Below are 17053 nucleotides of genomic sequence, written 5' to 3'. Positions count from 1 at the left end.
GGGCGCGCCAGATGGCGAGGCTCGATCACGTATCCGGCCCTTCGAACAGCTCCTCGATACGCGCTTCGAACAACCGCGCAATCTTGAAGGCCAGCGGCAGGCTGGGATCGTAGCGGCCGGTTTCGATGGCGTTGACGGTTTGCCGCGAGACGCCCAGCTTCGCGCCCAGGTCGGCCTGCGACCAGCCGCGCTCGGTGCGCCGCTCGCGCACGTGATTGATCACCGGTAGCGCCTCCAGGCGAAGAAGCTGCCAATTGCCCACAGCGGGCCCATCAGGCTCCAGACCGCGAACATGGACAGCCGCGGGAAGCCGGCGGTTTCGAGGAAGCCATAGCTGAAGGTGATCAACGCGGTGCCAACGAATGCAACCGCCAAGCCCTCCAGATGAATCAATCGCGCAAGCTCGTCGAGGTGGCGGATTTGGCGGATCACGACGGTCGCGACCGCAAGCATCGGCAGGATCGGCAGCAGAGCGGAGAGGGTGCGCAACACGGCGCCGTGGACGTTGGCGAGCAGCAGGCTGCTGATCACGACGGCGACCACATAGGCACCCATCGCGAAAGAAAACTGAATAAGAAAACGCTGATGCGCCATGCTGCCCGGCTCCGTATGGAAAGTGAGCTTTACAGTAAGGCCGCATTAATTGACGAGTCAAGTTCGCTTTACATAAGGCCGCGTCTCACTGCACGGGAGCCGCTGAATGGATGGGCTTGAGGCCTGTGCGTCACTCAGGCGACAGGATGCAACCTACCCGGTGCCCAACCTGGGGACTTACTCAGGGCCATGGTGCGGGCTAACCGCCTCAGAACGTTACGCCAGCAATCAGCGCGATATTGCTGTAGGGGCGGCACTCACCGGTGCGGATCTGCACGCGCGCGGTGCGGCATGCGGCCTTGAGGTCGTTATGGCTGACAACTTGCCGCTCACCCAACTCACCCTTGGCGGTCAGCGCCTCAATGGCTTCCAGGGCCAGGGGTGACACCTCCAGGGTCTCGCGCGCCAGCAGATGGCTCTGTACCTGCATTTCGCTCAGCACCACCTCCAGCGTGGTCACGAAATCCGGTACGCCGGCGGTGAGTGCCAGGTCGATGCATGGCGTACCGGGCGGGATCGGCATGCCGGCATCACCAATGACGATAACGTCGCCATGCCCGAGCCGGGCGATGGCGGCAGACAGTTCGGCATTGAGCAGTGGCGTCTTTTTCATGTGGGCAACTCGTGGCGATGGGGAATCGAGGGTTGAGCGCCCGGCCGGGTGACGGCGAGCGCGGCGGCTTGCTGGCCAAGGGCGATGGCGCCTTCAAGGCCCATGCCTTCCGCCAGGCCCGCAGCGAAGCCGCCCACGAAGGTGTCGCCAGCGGCGGTGGTGTCGACGGCTACCACCGGCGCGACGGGCACGTGGAGGTGGCGGGTGGGGTCGGCATACAACACGCCCTGGCGGCCGAGGGTAATCAGCACGCGCGGGGCGCCTGCCTCGAGCAATCGCCGTGCGGCGCGAAGGGCCGTCTCGGGGGCGTCGACAGGCAGGCCGGTTAGCAGCGCGGCCTCGCTTTCGTTAGGAATCAAATAATCCACCAGCGCGTACCAGTGCGCCGGCAAAGGGCCGACAGCGGGAGCGGGGTTCAGGATGACCGTGCGCCCCAGCGCGCGGGCGCGGGACAAGGTGGCCTCGACGGTGGCCGCCGGCACTTCCAGTTGCGCAATCACCACATCGGCCGCCGCCAGCAGGCCCTCGTGGCGGGCGATGCGCGCGGGCGTCATCTCGCCATTGCCGCCGGCGACGATGACGATGGCGTTCTGGCCGGCGTCATCGACCAGGATCGAGGCGATACCGCTGGGCACCCCGGCAGCAACATCGACCGCGCTGCAGTCGATACCCTCGGCCAGCAAGCCACTGCGTAGCTCGCTGCCATAAGTGTCGTCGCCGACGCAGCCGATCATCGCCACGCAAGCGCCCAGGCGTGCCGCGGCTACCGCCTGGTTGGCACCTTTGCCGCCCGGCGCCGTGGAAAACCCGTGCCCGGCCAGGGTTTCGCCGCCGATCGGCAGCCGCGGCGCACGCACGATCAGGTCCATGTTCAGGCTGCCCATCACCACTACGTTCGCTTGCATTGCAGGTGTTCCTCTTCCGTCAACGGGCAGGCGCCGGGCCTTCCGCAGGTCATGCGCCGGGCGCTGCGCTGGATTCGCGCAGCACCAGAGTGGGTTCGAGCAGCCGCTGCGTGACAGCAAGGTCCGGCGTGCGGATGCGTTCCAGCAGCCGGGCGGCCACTTGTTCGCCGAGCTGGCCGATGCACTGGCCGACCGTGGTCAGCGCCGGATGCAGGTAGCGGCTCACTTCGATGTCGTCGAAGCCCACCACCGACAGTTGCTGCGGCACCTGCAGCTCGCGTTCGGCGGCGGCGCGCAGCACGCCCAGGGCGATCATGTCGTTACCGGCGAAGATCGCCGTGGGCCGGTGCTCCCCAGCCAGCAGCGCCAGGGCGGCGGCGTGCCCCGCCGGGCTGGTGAATGGGCAATCGACTACCGCCAGGGGTGCGATACCGGCCTCTTGCAGCGCGCGCCGGTAGCCAGCAGCCCGCAGCTGGGCGACCTGCGTGCTGGCCGGCCCACCGATACAGACGATCTGCGTGTGCCCGAGGCCCAGCAGATGGCGAGTGGCCAAGTATCCGCCCTGCTCGTGATCGATCCGCAGCTGGTCCGCGCTGACACCGTCTAACGAGCGGTCGACGAGCACCAGCGGCACCCGCAGCGTCGCCAGTGCCCGCGCGAAGGCGGCATCGCTGGCCACGGTGGCGACGATAAGGCCGTCGATGCGCCGCTCCAGCAGCACGCGCAGGTAGCGCAACTGCTTGTCGAGGTCGTCGTCGGAATTGCACAGGATCACGCTGTAGCCGTTGCGCTCGGCATGGTCTTCGATGCCACGGGCCAGCTCGGCGAAGTAGGGGTTGCTGGCGTTCGGCAACAACAGGCCAATGGTGCCGGTGGCGCGGGCTCTGAGCGAACGTGCTACGCCGCTGGGCACGTAGCCCAGTTCGGCGATGGCAGCTTCGACCTTTTCGCGCACGGTGTCGCTCACCGGCCGCGTGCCGTTCACCACGTGAGACACGGTGGTGTAGGAAATGCCCGCCCGCGCGGCGACGTCCTTGATGGTAGCCATGCGCGGTCAGGCCCGGCGCTTGGCGCGGTAGCTGCGGTAGGTGTCGAGGATCACCGCGATGACGATCACCGCGCCGGTGATGATGCGTTTGGTCGGCTCGGTGGCGCCAATTTGCGCCAGGCCCGCCGCCAGCACGGAAATGATCAGCACACCGAAAAAGGTGCTGATCACCGAGCCGCGCCCGCCCATCAGGCTGGTGCCACCGATCACGACCGCCGCGATTACCTGTAGCTCCAGGCCGGAGCCGGCATTTGGATCGGCGGCCTCCAGGCGGGAAATCTGAAACAGCGCCGCCAGGCCGGCGAGCAGGCCCATCAGGGCGAACACCGATACCTTGTACGGCTTTGGGTTGATGCCGGCCAGGCGAACGGCCTCTTCGTTGGTGCCGATCGCGACCAGATACCGGCCGAACACCGTGCGGGTCAGCAGCAGCTGTGCGGCGACGATCACCAGCAGGGCAATCACGAACGAAGGTGAGATGCCCGCGGCGAACGGTGTCGACAACCAGGCGTAGGCATCGCCGATGTATGCGGTGCGCGAATCGGTGAGCTGGTAGGCCAGGCCACGTGCCATTTCCAGCACACCAAGGGAGACGATGAACGACGGAATGCCCCAGGCTACGGTGATGATCCCGGTCACGCTGCCGGTGAGCGCCGCGCAGGCCATCCCCAACAGCGCGGCCGGCAGAATTCCCCAGCCGAAGCCGAGGGTGGCCACACTGACGACCGCCGCGGCCAGCGCCAGTACCGAGCCCACCGACAAGTCGATGCCGCCGATGATCAGGATCAGCGTCATGCCCACTGCCAGGACCATCAGGTCGGGAATCTGGTTGGCCAGGGTGGTGAAGGTCGCGTAGGACAGAAAATGGCTGCTCAGCGAGGAAAACAGCACGATCATCGCCAGCAGCGCACCGGCCAAGCCCAGGTAGGTGCCGAGGCCCTGGTGCGTGCCACTGCGCTTGGCCGGCGTGACGGATGGAGTGGTCATTGGGAAAGCTCCTGTAACGGGGGGGCGACCTCGCCGAGCATGGCGTCGCGGCTGCGGTAGCCGGCGAAGGCGGCGGCCAGCAGACGGTCCTGGGTCCAGTTGTCGCGGTCGAACGTTTCGATCAGGCGGCCAGCGGACAGCACGCCGATGCGGTCGCAGATCAGCATCAGCTCGCGCAGGTCACTGGACACGACCACCAGGGCTTTGCCCTGGCGCGCCAATTCGCCGAGCAGGCCGTAGATTTCGAATTTGGCGCCAACGTCGATGCCGCGAGTCGGCTCGTCGAACAGCAGCACCTGGCAGTCACGTTCCAGCCAGCGGCCGATCACGACCTTCTGCTGGTTGCCGCCCGACAGCTCGGCCACTGCCTGGTGAGCGCCGTTGCAGCGAATGCGCATGGCATCGATCTGCCGCTGCGCCAATGCCTGCTCCGCCGACGGGCGCATCACGCCATGCCGGGATACGGCGGGCATATTGCCCAGCGCAAGGTTGGCCGCGATCGGCTGGCCGAGCAGCAGGCCTTCGCCCTTGCGATCTTCGGTGATCAAGGCGATGCCGTGGCGCACCGCTTCGGCCGGTGAGCGCACCTGCACGGGTACCGGCGGATTGCCGATGGCCACCTCGCCGCCGTCGGCGCGGTCGGCACCGTAGATCAGGCGCAGCAACTCGGTACGGCCGGCGCCGATCAGGCCGGAAATACCGTAGATCTCCCCGGCCCGAACGCTGAACGAAACGTCCTCGACCTTGCCCCGGCGGCTAAGGTGGCTGACCTGCAACAGCGGGGCGCCGATCTGCCGCTCGCCCAGGTCGATTGAGTCGCCGACCTCGCGGCCAACCATCAGGGTGACCAGCTCGTCGCTGCTGTAGCGGTCGATGGGCTCTACCGCCACCAGCTGGCCGTCACGCAGCACGGCCACGCGCTGCGCGACTTTCGCCAGTTCTTCGAGGCGATGGGAGATGTAGACGATGGCCACGCCTGCCGCGCGCAGCCGCTGGATTTGCTCGAACAGCAGGTCCACCTCGCGGGCGGTCAGCATCGCCGTGGGCTCATCGAGCACCAGCACGCGGCACTCGCCGATCAGGTTGCGAGCAATCTCGACCATTTGCTGATGGCCGACGCCCAATGCCGCGACCGGCGTGTCCGGGTCGACCGCATCGAGGCCGACCTGGGCCATGGCCTGGCGCGCCATCTCACGCAGACGCCCGCGGGCAATCCAGCCGCCACGGCTCGGCAGGTTGTCGAGGAACAGGTTTTCGGCCACCGTCAGGGTGGGCAGCAGATTGAGTTCCTGCAGCACCATGCGCACACCGAGGCGCTCGGCCTCTCGGCGGCTGGCTGGCGCATAGGGCTGGCCAAGATAGGTCAGGGAACCGGTGGTCGGTTGCTCCAGGCCGCAGAAAATCTTGGACAGGGTACTTTTGCCGGCGCCGTTCTCGCCGGTCAGCGCCAGCACTTCACCGGCGCGCAGCTCCAGCTCGACCCCGCCCAGCACAGGCTGGACGTAGGTCTTGCCGATGTTGCAGGCGGCGAGAACGGTCTCGCCGGCCGCTACGGCTTGGGTCACGGCTTGGTCACGAGTTCGACGGGGGTTTCGATCACGCCGTCTTTGGCATCGGTGGATTCACCTTTGACCAGCTTGAGCGCCGCCTCAATGCCGAACACCGCCTGGCGCGCGGCGAACTGGTCGGCGGTGGCGAGTACGCGGCCGTCTTCGAGCATCGGCTTGATGGCGTTGATGTTGTCATAGCCCACCACCTCGACCTGGCCCTTCTTGCCCGCTGCACGCACGGCCGAGACGGCACCGAGCGCCATGCTGTCGTTACCGGCCAGCAACGCTTTGAGGTTCGGGTATTCATTGAGCATGGCCGAGGCCACCGCGTTGCCCCGGTCGATTTCCCAATTGCCGGACTGCACGCCGACGATCTTCATGCCGGCCGCTTCCATGGCGTCCTTGAAGCCTGCGGTGCGCTGCTGGGCGTTGGTGGTGGTGGACACGCCTTCGATGATGCCAACTTCGTCGCCGGCCTTGAGTTTCTCCTTGGCCAGGTATTCACCGACCAGGCGCGCGCCCTTGCGGTTGTCCGGGCCCACGAACGGCACGTCCAGGCCTTTGCTCTTCACCACCTCAGGGTCGAGGCGGTTGTCGATGTTGACGACCTTGATGCCGGCATCGCTGGCTTTCTTGATTACCGGCACCAGCGCTTTAGAGTCGGCCGGGGCGATCACCAGCGCATCGACATTGGCCACAATCATCTGCTCGACGATGCGGATCTGGGCGGAAGTGTCCGTCTCGTCTTTGATGCCATTGGCGATCAGCTCGAACTGGTCGGGATGTTCTTTCTGATAGGCCTTGGCACCGTCTTCCATGGTGCGGAAGAACTCGTTGGCCAGGGATTTCATCACCAGCGCGACCCGGGGCGGCTCGCTGTCGGCGGCATGGGCGCTGGAAAAGCTGACAAGGGCGGCAGCGCCGAGGGCGATGGCCGCGACGAGACGGGCAGGACGAAAACCAGACATGGTCAAACTCCTTAGCTATTGTCGTTATTGTGCATACGCAAACGTTTGCGCTTGCATAAAGCTAAGAATCAGTCGGGAATTTGTCAAACCGGCTTTTCGACGTGCTCACTTTAATCGGGGGTGCCGTCTCGTTGGTTTACCGGGCGGCTCAACGCGCCTCCAAAGGCTTCGCACACCCGTATCATGCGCATCCACTTCAGCTTAGATCAGGCTCCATGACCCCCCTCGAACTCATCGCCTCCGCCCTTGGCGTGCTCGCCGTCTGGCTCACCGTGCGACAGAACCCGCTGTGCTGGCCCATCGGGCTGGTGATGGTGTCGCTCTACGCGTGGTTCTTTTTCGAGGTGCGCTTGTATTCGCAAGTGCTGCTCAACGGCGTCTTTGCGGCGATGCAGGTGTATGGCTGGTGGCAGTGGACGCGCGGCAGCGGTCACGAAGGCGGGCGGCCGGTGGTGGGCGTGACGGCGATCGAAGCCGGCGTTGGGTTGGTCGTGGCGGCGCTGGGTAGCGTCGGGCTGGGCTTGTTGATGACGCATACCGAGGCGGCTTATCCCTGGCCGGATGCGGCGCTTACAGCGTTCAGCTTGCTGGCGCAGCTGTGGATGGCGCTCAAGCGTTGGCAGTGCTGGGTACTGTGGATCGTCGTCGACGTGCTCTATGTAGCCTTTTTCATCTTCCAGGACTACTGGCTCACCGCCGGGCTGTACGGGTTGTTTACCTTGCTGGCGATCATGGGTTTGCGTGAATGGCGGCAGACGAGGTTAACGACGGGCGCGACGTGATCGCTCGTCGGAATGGTCATCAAAGCCTGCCGATGCGGAAACGTGGCTGAGCCGGTGGCGTCCAACGGGCAGGGCGTGACGCCGCTGGCCCTGCAACGCCGCTGGCCCTGCAACGCCGTTGGTCATGAATGCTGCTAGGCTGCATCGGCGAAACCCACGTGCCAGAGCGCTTCGATTCACTCCTATTCCCAAGTGTCCGCTGTGTTGCATCGCAGCGACACTCACTCGCCAAGAGCAGAACCCACCTCATGCTGTTCCGCCGTTTCGAAAACCTGATCGACGTCTTCAAGCCCAGCCCGGACGTTGCGCCGCCCGACGGCATGCTGCGGTTCTATGCGCATTACCTGAAGCAGGTGTGGCCGCCGATGACAGCGCTGCTGGTGGTTGGCTTCTTCGTCGCGGTGATCGAGGTTGCGCTATTCAGCTTTCTGGGGCGGCTGATCGACCTGGCGCAGGCGACGGGCGATGCGCGCGCTTTCTTCAGCGAACACCGCAACGAGCTGCTGTGGATGGCGCTGGTCGCGCTGGTTATCCGGCCGCTTATGTCCGGCCTGCACAACTTGCTCACCCATCAGGCCATCAACCCGGGGCTGACCAACCTGATCCGCTGGCAGAACCACCGCTACGTGCTCAAGCAGAGCTTGAACTTCTTCCAGAACGATTTCGCCGGGCGCATCGCCCAACGCATCATGCAGACCGGCCCGTCGCTGCGTGATTCAGCGATGCAGGTGATCGACGCGCTGTGGCATGTGGTGGTCTACGCCGGCAGCGCGCTGTATCTGTTCGCGGCTGCCGACCTGCGGCTGATCGTGCCGCTGGTGCTGTGGATCATCGGCTACAGCGCGGCGCTGTGGTACTTCGTGCCGCGCATCCGGGCGCGCTCGGCGGCAGCTTCGTCGGCGCGCTCGAAGGTCATGGGCCGGGTGGTGGACGGTTACAGCAACGTCGCCACGCTCAAGCTGTTCGCCCATTCGCGTGAAGAAGAAGGCTACGCGCGCGAGGCGATGCAGGAGCTGCTCGGCAAGTTCCGCCTGCAGTCGCGCACCATCACCAGCCTGGATTTCCTGATCACCTGCATGAACGGCCTGTTGATCGTCGGCACCGGCGCGCTGGCGCTGTGGCTGTGGAGCGAGGCGCTGATCACCACCGGCGCCATCGCCCTGGCGCTGGGCCTGGTGATCCGCATCAACAACATGGCCGAATGGATCATGTGGGTGGTCAACGGCATCTTCGAAAACGTCGGCACCGTGCAGGACGGCATGCAGACCATTGTCCAGCCACGCCACGTGCTCGACCGCGAAGGCGCCAAGCCGCTGCAGGTAGAGCAGGGCGGTGTGCGTTTCGAGGACGTGCATTTCCACTACGGCAAGCAGGGCGGCGTGATCAGTGGGCTCAGCATCGACATTCGCCCCGGCGAGAAAATCGGCCTGGTCGGGCCGTCGGGTGCGGGCAAGTCCACGCTGGTCAACCTGCTGCTGCGCCTCTATGACTTGGAAAGCGGGCGCATCCTCATCGACGGCCAGAATGTCGCCGAGGTCAGCCAGGAAAGCCTGCGTGCCAATATTGGCGTGGTCACGCAGGACACCTCTTTGCTGCACCGGTCGATCCGCGACAACCTCCGTTACGGCAAGCCCGATGCCAGTGATGATCAGCTCTGGGCGGCAGCGCGCAGAGCCCGTGCGGATCAGTTCATCAAAACGCTGGACGACAGCCAGGGTGGCTTGGGCTTCGAGGCGATGGTTGGCGAGCGGGGCGTGAAGCTCTCAGGCGGCCAGCGTCAGCGCATCGCCATTGCCCGGGTGCTGCTCAAGGACGCGCCGATTCTAGTGCTGGACGAAGCCACCTCGGCGCTGGATTCGGAAGTCGAAGCAGCGATTCAGGAGAGCCTCGACAGCCTGATGGAAGGCAAGACGGTCATCGCCATCGCGCACCGGCTGTCCACCATTGCCCGCATGGATCGTCTGGTGGTGATCGATAAGGGCCAGGTCATCGAGACCGGCACCCATGCCGAGCTGATCGCGCAGGGCGGCCTGTACGCGCGCCTGTGGCAGCACCAGACCGGCGGTTTCGTGGGTGTGGATTGATGCGCAGCGCCAGGTGGCCCCTGCAATGAAGGTGCTGGTGCTGACCGGCGCCGAATCGACCGGCAAGAGCTGGCTCGCCGCGCGCCTGCAACAACGCTTCGGTGGGCTGGTGGTGGGCGAGTACGTCCGGCATTTCATCGACAGCGAGCGGCGCGACACCTGTCTGGGCGACATCCCGGCCATTGCCCGTGGCCAACTGGCCTGGGAAGACGCCGCCCGCCGCCAGTGCCCTGAACTGCTGATCCTCGACACCCACCTCTTGAGCAACATGCTCTGGAGCCAGACGCTGTTCGGCAGCTGCCCCGCGTGGCTCGAGGACGAACTGCTCGCCCGTCACTACGACCAACACCTGCTGCTCTCGCCAGAGGGCGCTGAGTGGCATGCCGATGGCCAGCGCTGCCAACCAGACGCTGCCGAGCGGCTGCGCTTTCACGGTGCCTGCCGCAGCTGGCTCGAGCGCCACGATCAATCCTTCGTGGAGATAGCCGGCGACTGGTCGAGCCGGGAGGCCGCAGCCATCGCGCATGTGCAGGCGCTGCTCGGGTAACGAACGCGGCGACGAGACGTCTGATAGAGGCAGATGATTCAGCGACGGAGGAGCCAAACGTGGATGGACGAGGGTTTGTCTGGGCGCACTTCAAACTCAACGCCGAGCAGCGTTTGCGCGGCTTCAACTTCTTCGTCGTGTTGGCGATCTTCGCCGATGGCGGCGTGCTCGCCGCGCTGGAGCGCGGTTTCTCGGCAGGGGTGCTGACGTTGCTGGGCGCCTTTACCGTGCTGCTGGCCATGGTCTTCTGGCTCGTCGATGCGCGCAGTCGCCAGCTGCTGCAGATCACCATCACCGCGCTGAAGGAAATCGAGGCCGAGTACCCCGCGAGCCACCGCCTGTTCGCCATCGATGCATTGGGGCAGAGCCGGGTGATCAGCTACACCTTCGCCATCCGCGCCCTGCTGATCGCGCAGATGGGCTTTGGCCTGGGTGTGCTGGGGTACGGGGTCTACGACTGGTGAGACTGCGCCCCAGGAAGGGCAGTGCCCTCCCTGGTGCGGACCGTTCAATCCACCCGCTGAATCCGCCCTTCGATGCGGCCGGTAAACGGCTGCGGCAAACCTTCGATGTAGGTCACTAGCGCATCCAGGTCCACCGGGCCTACGACGCGGTTCTGGCCTTCGGTAAGGATGGTGAAGTTATCGCCGCCGCCTGCGAGGAAGGAATTCACCGTAACGCGGTAGCGTGCGGCAGGGTTGATCAGCGCACCGGTGGCGTCGCGCATTTCGATCACGCGGTTGCCTTCGGGGCGGCTGGCGGACCAGCTGTACTGGATGCCAGAAGGCTTGAGCAGGCGCGCGTAACTCTGGCCGATCCACTGCTGTTCGAGCAGTGTCTTGATCTGCGCACCGGTCAGGTCCATGGACACCAGATCGTTGGCGAAGGGCTGGATGGCGAACAGCTCGCCCCAGGTGACTTCACCACTTGGCAGATCCGCACGAATGCCGCCCGGGTTCATGAAGCTGATCTGCGCATCGGTCGCCACACGCTGGGCATCGGCGATCAGGTTGCCCAGTGCCGACTCACCGGCCGGCGTTTCAACACGGGTGATGTCGCCCTGGGCCAGGCCCACCACGCGCGCCACCAGCGGTTCGACCCGGTTATCGGCCTGTGCCACCAGCGCGGCGACCTCAGGATCGGGTGTCAGCCCGGCGCCCTGGTCGGCCCACGTGGTGTACACGGCCGCGGACTTCTCGACGATGTCGCGGCTGCGGCGGCTAATCTGGAGCTGGATGTCCGCGTAAGCGGTGCCGGCCGAGAACGCCTGGGTCACCAGGATCGGCTTGCCGTTGGCGTTGGGCACCAGGGCGTTGCTGAAGCCGTGGGAATGGCCAGAGATGACCACATCCACCTCGTCATCAAGGCGCTCGATGATGTCGACGACCGGGCCGGTCAGGGTGTCTGCTTCCGGGTTGGTCGGGCCGTTGTAGCTGGTCTGCTGGCCGCCCTGGTGCAGCGCGACGACGATGGCGCGCACGCCGTGGCGGCGCAGGTCGGCGACCGACTGGTTGATCGCATCGGCCTCATCGACAAAGCGCAGGCCTGCCACGCCGGTGGGCGAGACGATACTGGGCGTTTCCTTGAGTACGGCACCGATCACGCCGATGCGTACGCCGTCCCGGTAATGGATGGAGTAGGGCGGCAGCAGCGATTGCCCGGCGGATTCGTCAATCACATTGCTCGACACCATCGGAAAGCGCGCGCCTTGCCATGGGTCTTCCAGAAACGGGCCGTTGGGGTGGTTGCCGCCGGTGAGCTGACGCAGCAGTTCTGTCTTGCCGTTATCGAACTCATGATTGCCAAGCGTGCCGAGCAGGTTACAGCGCTGCTGGGCGAAGGGCTGGGTGTGGCGCGGCATCTCCAATTGACGTCCGAACGGGCGGCAGTGCGGGTTCGCCAGCAGGTTGAAAAAGCTGATCGAGGGTTCGTCGCGCAACAGCGCGGAGTTCGGTGGCGAGGCGCCGACCTGGTCACCGTCATGCACGATCAGTGTGTTGTCGTTGCTCGCTGCCTTCAGGTAGGCCGCCAGCACGGCCGCGCCGCCCGCTGGCCGACCGGCCACGGCGCGTGGGGAAAGCTGGCCATGGAAATCGTTGATGCTGAGGATGTTCAGCGAAACCACTGGCTCGGGACGCCATTGCGGGTCACGCCAGCTGCGCCGTTCGGTCGCCTGTTGGCGCGCCTTGAAGCTCTCTTGCTGTTCCTGACGGGTGTCCCGCTCGGTGGAGCCGTGGGGTGTCTCGGTTTGTGCCAGCGTCGGGGTGGCGATGCCGACCAGGCTGGCTGCGATTAGCCATTCCTTGATGCGCGTACGCATTGCGAATTCCTCGGTGCGGTGGGGTGCGACCGACACTAGAAAGCGCAAATGGCAGGCTGATGACGTTCCGCTGGCGTTTCTTCGAGAGGCGACGGGCGGTTGGCGCGGCAGCTTGCTCAGCCGGCCGCGCCGACGCGCCGGGCTTTTGCTATGGTGGCGAGCATCGTGCCGGGCCCCAGCTGTAGCTCGCCCGGTATCCACTGTCACAGGAATTGCCCGCGTGCTCAGCAACGCCGTTCGCCGACCGGCCCGCCTCATTCCCCTCGCCTTTCTCGCTGCCACCGTGCTGGGTACGCTGCTGCTGTCCTTGCCAGTGGCGACTGCCGGGCCGGATAGCGCGCCGCTGCTGACGGCGCTGTTCACAGCCGTCTCGGCAGTGTGCGTGACCGGGCTGATCGTGCAGGACACGGCCACCTACTGGTCCTTCTTCGGCCAGTGCGTGATCTTGCTGCTGTTCCAGATCGGAGGCTTCGGCATCATGAGCGGCGCGACCCTGCTCGGTTTGATGGTCAAGCGACGCCTGCAATTGAGCAGCCGACTGGTCGCGCAGCAGGAGACGCGTTCGCTCGGGCTCGGTGACGTTACCGGCGTGTTGCGGCTGATTCTCCTGGTGACCTTGGGTGTCGAGCTGGCGGTCATGGCGATCCTCACCGCTCAGCTGCATGTCCGCTACGGCCAGCCGTTGCCGGAGGCGTTCTGGAACGGGTTGTTTCATGCCGTCTCTGCCTTCAACAATGCCGGCTTCTCAACCTACTCCGACAGCCTGATGAGCTTCGCCACGGACCCGGTGGTGCTGGTGCCGATCATGCTCGCGGTGATCATCGGCGGCCTCGGCTTTCCGGTGCTCTACGAGTTCCGCCGGGACCAGCGCGGCAAGCCGTGGACCATCCACACGCGCATCACGCTCTGGGGCTCGGCGCTTCTGCTGTTCGGCGGCACGGTCGCCATTCTCGGCTACGAGTGGGGCAACCCGAACACGCTCGGTGGCATGAGCCTGGGCGACAAGTTGCTGTCGGCGCTGTTCAGCTCCGCGGTGGCACGCACGGCCGGCTTCAACAGCCTGGACGTCGGCCAGTTCGAGGCGCAGACGCTGGCGGTGCACTATTTCCTGATGTTCGTCGGTGGCGGCAGCGCAGGCACTGCCGGTGGGATCAAGGTGACGACCTTCTTTCTGTTGTTCTTTTTCATCTGGGCGGAAATCCGTGGCAACGCCGATACCGTGGCTTTCCGCCGCAGCATTTCCTATCAGACGCAGCGCCAGGCGCTGACGGTGCTGTTCCTCGGCTCACTCACGGTGGCCGTCGGCACCATGCTGCTGCTCAGCGTGACGAATCTGGAACTGGGGGTGGTGCTCTTCGAGGCCATATCCGCCTTTGCCACCTGCCGCCGTCCGGCCAGTTGGTGATCATCGCGCTGATGTTCATCGGCCGGGTCGGCACCATTACGCTGGCGACAGCCCTCGCGCTACGCAGCGTGACCAAACACTATCGCTACCCGGAGGAGCGCCCCATTGTTGGCTAATCTGTTCGGCAAGAAATTCGAGAATGACAGCGTCGCGGTCATTGGCCTGGGGCGATTCGGCTCGGCCGTCGCCGATTCCCTCACCTCGATGGGCCACGAAGTGCTTGGCATCGACAGCAATAACGCGAACGTCCAGCAGTGGGTCGATCGGCTGACCCACGTGGCGCAGGCTGACTCTACCGACATCCGCGCGCTGCGCCAGCTCGGCGTCGATCAGTTTCGGCACGTCGTGGTGAGCATCGGCACCGACCTCGAAGCCAGCGTGCTGACCGTTCTCGCGCTGCAGGAGCTGGGCGTGCCGGACATTTGGGCCAAGGCGCTGAGCAAGCGCCACGGGCTGATCCTCGAACGCACCGGCGCGCACCATGTCGTCTACCCGGAAACCTCCATGGGTGAGCGCGTGGCGCATCTAGTGACCGGCAAGATGTTCGAGTTCATCGAATTCGACGACGGCTTTGCCATCGCCTCGACCCATGCGCCCGCGGTGATCCACGACCAGACCCTGGCGGAGGCCGGCGTGCGCGAGCGCTATGGCGTGACCATCATCGGCGTGAAGCGGCACCGGACCGATTTCATCTACGCCAAGCCGGAAACCAGGATTCACTCGGGCGACATTCTCATCGTCGCGGGTGAAACCAAGCGAGTAGAGAAGTTCGCCGCGGTCACTGCCTGACCGCTCGGAGCCCCGGGGGAACGGCGGCCGTTGTCGATCGGTCGCACTTGAAAGCCTCCGAGAGACACTCACCATGACCCGAACCAGCAGCATCCTACTGGGCGCGCTTGCCCTCGGCCTTGTGACTGGCATGCGCAGCACGCTGGCACCCACGTTGGTCAGCCGTGCGCTGGCCGACCGCGACGACCTTGAGTTCGCCGATGAGCCGGCTCGCACGCTGGGCGCGCACCGTACCCGGCAGATCCTTATGCCGCTGGCCGCCGGCGAGCTGCTGGGCGACAAGATGCCCTTCGCGCCGGACCGGACCATCGCGCCTTCGATGCTGTTTCGCGCCCTGTCCGGCGGCGTGACGGCGGCTGCCCTTGCCGGTGCGCAGCGACAGCCAATCTGGTTGCCGGCGATCGTCGGCGCGACGGCAGCGTTGGTGGCCTCGAAAATCGGGCTAGCCCTGCGCAAGCCTTATCAGCCTCATGCGCTGACAAATGCGGCGCTCGGGCTGGCCGAGGACAGCATCGCCCTGGCCATTGGCACGGCTGGCATACGTCAGGCGCTGGGCAACGGTCGGTCTGCCTGAGAACGCACAACGGGCCGCTTATGCGGCCCGTTGCGGTGGTGGGTGTACTGGCCGATGGTCAACTTGGCCGCTGGATCACGCAGACGCGGTCGGTACAGGTGCCGGCTTCGCGTGAGCCGACCCCTTGCGGCATTTCGGTAGCGCCCGTTCCCGGCCCCGCCACGCCGCCTCCGGTGGGGTTCGCCGTGGCGGCTGTATTCGGGTAGTCCGTACCGGCACGCTTGGCACTGCTGCCTACACCATGGCCGTCGGCTGGGGGCACCGATGAGGCGGAGCCGGCCGCCGCGGTACTGGTGAAGTGCTTGTCGAGATGGCTGTCTCCGCCCGTCGCGCCGGCATAAGGGCTGCTCGGCCCGGGATAGCCCGCACGGCCGGTTCCGGTTCCGGTTCCGCGATCGTCGATGCTAATCGCGCCGTTGTACTCCAACGCATCGCGGGCCTTGGCGAGCTGGTCCTCGTCATCGGCGTCCACCGCGATCACCAGCGCACCGCGACGCACCGCGTCCGGATAGGCGGTGGCATGGCGGCGATGATGTTCGTGCGGCTCGTGACCGAACAGCGACTTGAAGAAATGAGCGACCTTGGACTCATGATGGTCGCGGTCCAGGCTGCCTTCGGTGGTCGAGTAGGGGGCGTCGTAGCTGTGGATCTCGGCGCTGTCGGCGCCCACCGAATGAATGCGCTCGCGAGCGATGCCGCGTGACATCAGGTCACCGCGGGTGCGGTTGACATCGGTCAGGTTGGCGAATGCGGCTACCAGTGTGTGTTTCATGGTTCACCTCTCGTTGTGTTGAACAACTGGGTAGGTGAGCGTGCGCCGCGCCGGCCGGATCCCGGCGGCAGGGCGCAACGCCCATGAAAGTTTGGGTCGGACCGCCGGGTGAGAGTTCAGCCGCGCGTGATCAGCGGTCGGCCCAGAGGGCGGAGCGCCACCCTGCGCTCAGTCCAGATCAGACGCCTGGTGCCGCTCTGGTGCCTGCTCCGATTCCTCGCCCCAGGTGCGGTTGACCTTGCGTCCGCGTACCACGGCTGGGCGCTCGGCGATCTCGGCTGCCCAGCGCTGTACATGCCTGTAGTCCTGCACCGAGAGAAACTCGCCGGCCTCGTACAGCTCGCCACGGGCCAGCACGCCGTACCAGGGCCAGATCGCCATGTCGGCAATGCTGTAGTCGTCTCCGGCGATGAAGCGGTTCTCGGCCAATTGGCGGTCGAGCACATCGAGCTGGCGCTTGACCTCCATGGCGTAGCGGTTGATCGGGTACTCATACTTTTCTGGCGCATAAGCATAGAAATGCCCGAAGCCACCGCCGAGGAAGGGCGCCGAGCCCATCTGCCAGAACAGCCAGTTGAGCGTCTCGGTGCGCGCGCGAGCTTCGGTCGGCAGGAAGGCGCCGAACTTCTCCGCGAGGTAGACCAGGATCGAGCCGGACTCGAACACCCGCAGCGGCTCGCCTTCGACGCTATGATCAGCCAGCGCGGGGATCTTCGAGTTGGGGTTGATCTCGACAAAGCCGCTGCCGAACTGATCGCCATCGCCAATCTTGATCAGCCATGCGTCGTATTCGGCGCCGCGGTGGCCGAGCGCAAGCAGCTCTTCGAGCATGATGCTGACCTTCACACCGTTGGGCGTAGCCAGGGAATAAAGCTGCAGCGGATGCTTGCCGACCGGCAATGCTTTCTGCTCCCGGGCGCCGGCGGTTGGTGCGTTGATGCTGGCGAACTTGCCCCCAGAGGGCGCGTCGTGCGTCCAGACCTTGGGCGGAACGTAAGTGGGGTCACTCATGGCATATCCTCGACGCGTCGAAAGTGGAACGCGGGTTTACCTGAAGGGTAGGTATCACCTGCGCAGACATGAAGCCTGCCATTTCCGACCGCATGAAGTCGATG

Annotated in this window: 18 protein-coding genes; 7 read left to right on the top strand and 11 right to left on the bottom strand. The window is 65.4% G+C overall.

From position 1 onward, the window contains the following. Positions 1–25 precede the first annotated feature (25 nt). The 8 genes from KXR72_RS14720 to KXR72_RS14685 all read right to left on the bottom strand — a co-directional run bounded on the left by KXR72_RS14720 (position 26) and on the right by KXR72_RS14685 (position 6665). Positions 26–223, bottom strand: a complete 198-nt coding sequence (locus tag KXR72_RS14720; protein WP_019341454.1) for a helix-turn-helix transcriptional regulator — start codon at positions 221–223, stop codon at positions 26–28. Further along, positions 220–594, bottom strand: coding sequence for a hypothetical protein (locus KXR72_RS14715; protein ID WP_437421832.1), 375 nt, complete (start codon positions 592–594; stop codon positions 220–222). The genes KXR72_RS14720 and KXR72_RS14715 overlap by 4 nt, the downstream gene beginning before the upstream one ends. Positions 595–802: 208 nt before the next feature. Then, positions 803–1207: a D-ribose pyranase gene (gene rbsD, locus KXR72_RS14710; protein WP_437421831.1), complete on the bottom strand. Its 405-nt coding sequence runs from the start codon at positions 1205–1207 to the stop codon at positions 803–805. Then, positions 1204–2112, bottom strand: coding sequence for a ribokinase (gene rbsK, locus KXR72_RS14705; RefSeq protein WP_437421830.1), 909 nt, complete (start codon positions 2110–2112; stop codon positions 1204–1206). The genes rbsD and rbsK overlap by 4 nt, the downstream gene beginning before the upstream one ends. A gap of 49 nt (positions 2113–2161) precedes the next feature. Continuing rightward, complete coding sequence (locus KXR72_RS14700; protein ID WP_437421829.1) at positions 2162–3160, bottom strand: LacI family DNA-binding transcriptional regulator; 999 nt, start codon at positions 3158–3160, stop codon at positions 2162–2164. A gap of 6 nt (positions 3161–3166) precedes the next feature. Next, positions 3167–4147, bottom strand: coding sequence for an ABC transporter permease (locus KXR72_RS14695; RefSeq protein WP_437421828.1), 981 nt, complete (start codon positions 4145–4147; stop codon positions 3167–3169). Further along, the gene (locus tag KXR72_RS14690; protein WP_437421827.1) at positions 4144–5712 is read right to left on the bottom strand and encodes a sugar ABC transporter ATP-binding protein; all 1569 of its coding nucleotides are present in this window, start codon (positions 5710–5712) and stop codon (positions 4144–4146) included. The genes KXR72_RS14695 and KXR72_RS14690 overlap by 4 nt, the downstream gene beginning before the upstream one ends. Continuing rightward, positions 5709–6665, bottom strand: a complete 957-nt coding sequence (locus KXR72_RS14685) for a sugar ABC transporter substrate-binding protein (protein ID WP_437421826.1) — start codon at positions 6663–6665, stop codon at positions 5709–5711. Before KXR72_RS14685 ends, KXR72_RS14690 begins: the two co-directional genes overlap by 4 nt. A 215-nt stretch (positions 6666–6880) precedes the next feature. Between KXR72_RS14685 and pnuC the strand changes: the two genes are divergently transcribed. From pnuC to KXR72_RS14665, 4 genes are all read left to right on the top strand, one after another. Continuing rightward, the gene (gene pnuC, locus KXR72_RS14680; RefSeq protein WP_437421825.1) at positions 6881–7447 is read left to right on the top strand and encodes a nicotinamide riboside transporter PnuC; all 567 of its coding nucleotides are present in this window, start codon (positions 6881–6883) and stop codon (positions 7445–7447) included. Positions 7448–7695: 248 nt separating this feature from the next. Then, on the top strand, positions 7696–9531 hold the full coding sequence (locus KXR72_RS14675) for an ABC transporter ATP-binding protein (protein WP_437421824.1): 1836 nt from the start codon (positions 7696–7698) through the stop codon (positions 9529–9531). Between the two features lie 25 nt (positions 9532–9556). Beyond that, the gene (locus KXR72_RS14670; protein ID WP_437421823.1) at positions 9557–10078 is read left to right on the top strand and encodes an AAA family ATPase; all 522 of its coding nucleotides are present in this window, start codon (positions 9557–9559) and stop codon (positions 10076–10078) included. Between the two features lie 59 nt (positions 10079–10137). Continuing rightward, positions 10138–10542: a hypothetical protein gene (locus KXR72_RS14665; protein WP_437421822.1), complete on the top strand. Its 405-nt coding sequence runs from the start codon at positions 10138–10140 to the stop codon at positions 10540–10542. A gap of 44 nt (positions 10543–10586) precedes the next feature. On the opposite strand, the gene KXR72_RS14660 is transcribed toward KXR72_RS14665, so the two are convergent. Next, positions 10587–12398, bottom strand: coding sequence for a bifunctional metallophosphatase/5'-nucleotidase (locus KXR72_RS14660; protein WP_437421821.1), 1812 nt, complete (start codon positions 12396–12398; stop codon positions 10587–10589). A 220-nt stretch (positions 12399–12618) separates the two neighbouring features. Between KXR72_RS14660 and KXR72_RS14655 the strand changes: the two genes are divergently transcribed. The 3 genes from KXR72_RS14655 (at position 12619) to KXR72_RS14645 (ending at position 15166) form a co-directional block, all read left to right on the top strand. After that, positions 12619–13803: a TrkH family potassium uptake protein gene (locus KXR72_RS14655; RefSeq protein WP_437421820.1), complete on the top strand. Its 1185-nt coding sequence runs from the start codon at positions 12619–12621 to the stop codon at positions 13801–13803. A 105-nt stretch (positions 13804–13908) separates the two neighbouring features. After that, positions 13909–14592, top strand: a complete 684-nt coding sequence (locus KXR72_RS14650) for a potassium channel family protein (protein WP_437421819.1) — start codon at positions 13909–13911, stop codon at positions 14590–14592. A 73-nt stretch (positions 14593–14665) separates the two neighbouring features. Further along, on the top strand, positions 14666–15166 hold the full coding sequence (locus tag KXR72_RS14645; RefSeq protein ID WP_437421818.1) for a DUF4126 family protein: 501 nt from the start codon (positions 14666–14668) through the stop codon (positions 15164–15166). 58 nt (positions 15167–15224) lie between these two features. Here the strand turns inward: KXR72_RS14645 and KXR72_RS14640 are convergent, their stop codons facing one another. Further along, positions 15225–15938, bottom strand: a complete 714-nt coding sequence (locus KXR72_RS14640; protein WP_437421817.1) for a hypothetical protein — start codon at positions 15936–15938, stop codon at positions 15225–15227. Positions 15939–16106: 168 nt separating this feature from the next. Next, the gene (gene yghU, locus KXR72_RS14635; RefSeq protein ID WP_437421816.1) at positions 16107–16949 is read right to left on the bottom strand and encodes a glutathione-dependent disulfide-bond oxidoreductase; all 843 of its coding nucleotides are present in this window, start codon (positions 16947–16949) and stop codon (positions 16107–16109) included. Positions 16950–17053 lie beyond the last annotated feature (104 nt).

It is taken from the genome of Stutzerimonas chloritidismutans, from assembly GCF_051486945.1.
GTDB classification, from domain to species: domain Bacteria; phylum Pseudomonadota; class Gammaproteobacteria; order Pseudomonadales; family Pseudomonadaceae; genus Stutzerimonas; species Stutzerimonas chloritidismutans_B.
Note: the sequence above shows the minus strand (reverse complement) of the source record. Positions and strands in the feature narration are given on the sequence as shown.

What these genes read in the sequence shown, in the direction of transcription:
- rbsD (WP_437421831.1), bottom strand. Translation starts at nt 1,207, where the DNA reads ATGAAAAAGACGCCACTGCTCAATGCCGAACTGTCTGCCGCCATCGCC.
- yghU (WP_437421816.1), bottom strand. Translation starts at nt 16,949, where the DNA reads ATGAGTGACCCCACTTACGTTCCGCCCAAGGTCTGGACGCACGACGCG.
- pnuC (WP_437421825.1), top strand. Translation starts at nt 6,881, where the DNA reads ATGACCCCCCTCGAACTCATCGCCTCCGCCCTTGGCGTGCTCGCCGTC.
- KXR72_RS14660 (WP_437421821.1), bottom strand. Translation starts at nt 12,398, where the DNA reads ATGCGTACGCGCATCAAGGAATGGCTAATCGCAGCCAGCCTGGTCGGC.
- rbsK (WP_437421830.1), bottom strand. Translation starts at nt 2,112, where the DNA reads ATGCAAGCGAACGTAGTGGTGATGGGCAGCCTGAACATGGACCTGATC.
- KXR72_RS14685 (WP_437421826.1), bottom strand. Translation starts at nt 6,665, where the DNA reads ATGTCTGGTTTTCGTCCTGCCCGTCTCGTCGCGGCCATCGCCCTCGGC.
- KXR72_RS14675 (WP_437421824.1), top strand. Translation starts at nt 7,696, where the DNA reads ATGCTGTTCCGCCGTTTCGAAAACCTGATCGACGTCTTCAAGCCCAGC.
- KXR72_RS14645 (WP_437421818.1), top strand. Translation starts at nt 14,666, where the DNA reads ATGACCCGAACCAGCAGCATCCTACTGGGCGCGCTTGCCCTCGGCCTT.
- KXR72_RS14700 (WP_437421829.1), bottom strand. Translation starts at nt 3,160, where the DNA reads ATGGCTACCATCAAGGACGTCGCCGCGCGGGCGGGCATTTCCTACACC.
- KXR72_RS14670 (WP_437421823.1), top strand. Translation starts at nt 9,557, where the DNA reads ATGAAGGTGCTGGTGCTGACCGGCGCCGAATCGACCGGCAAGAGCTGG.
- KXR72_RS14695 (WP_437421828.1), bottom strand. Translation starts at nt 4,147, where the DNA reads ATGACCACTCCATCCGTCACGCCGGCCAAGCGCAGTGGCACGCACCAG.
- KXR72_RS14640 (WP_437421817.1), bottom strand. Translation starts at nt 15,938, where the DNA reads ATGAAACACACACTGGTAGCCGCATTCGCCAACCTGACCGATGTCAAC.
- KXR72_RS14715 (WP_437421832.1), bottom strand. Translation starts at nt 594, where the DNA reads ATGGCGCATCAGCGTTTTCTTATTCAGTTTTCTTTCGCGATGGGTGCC.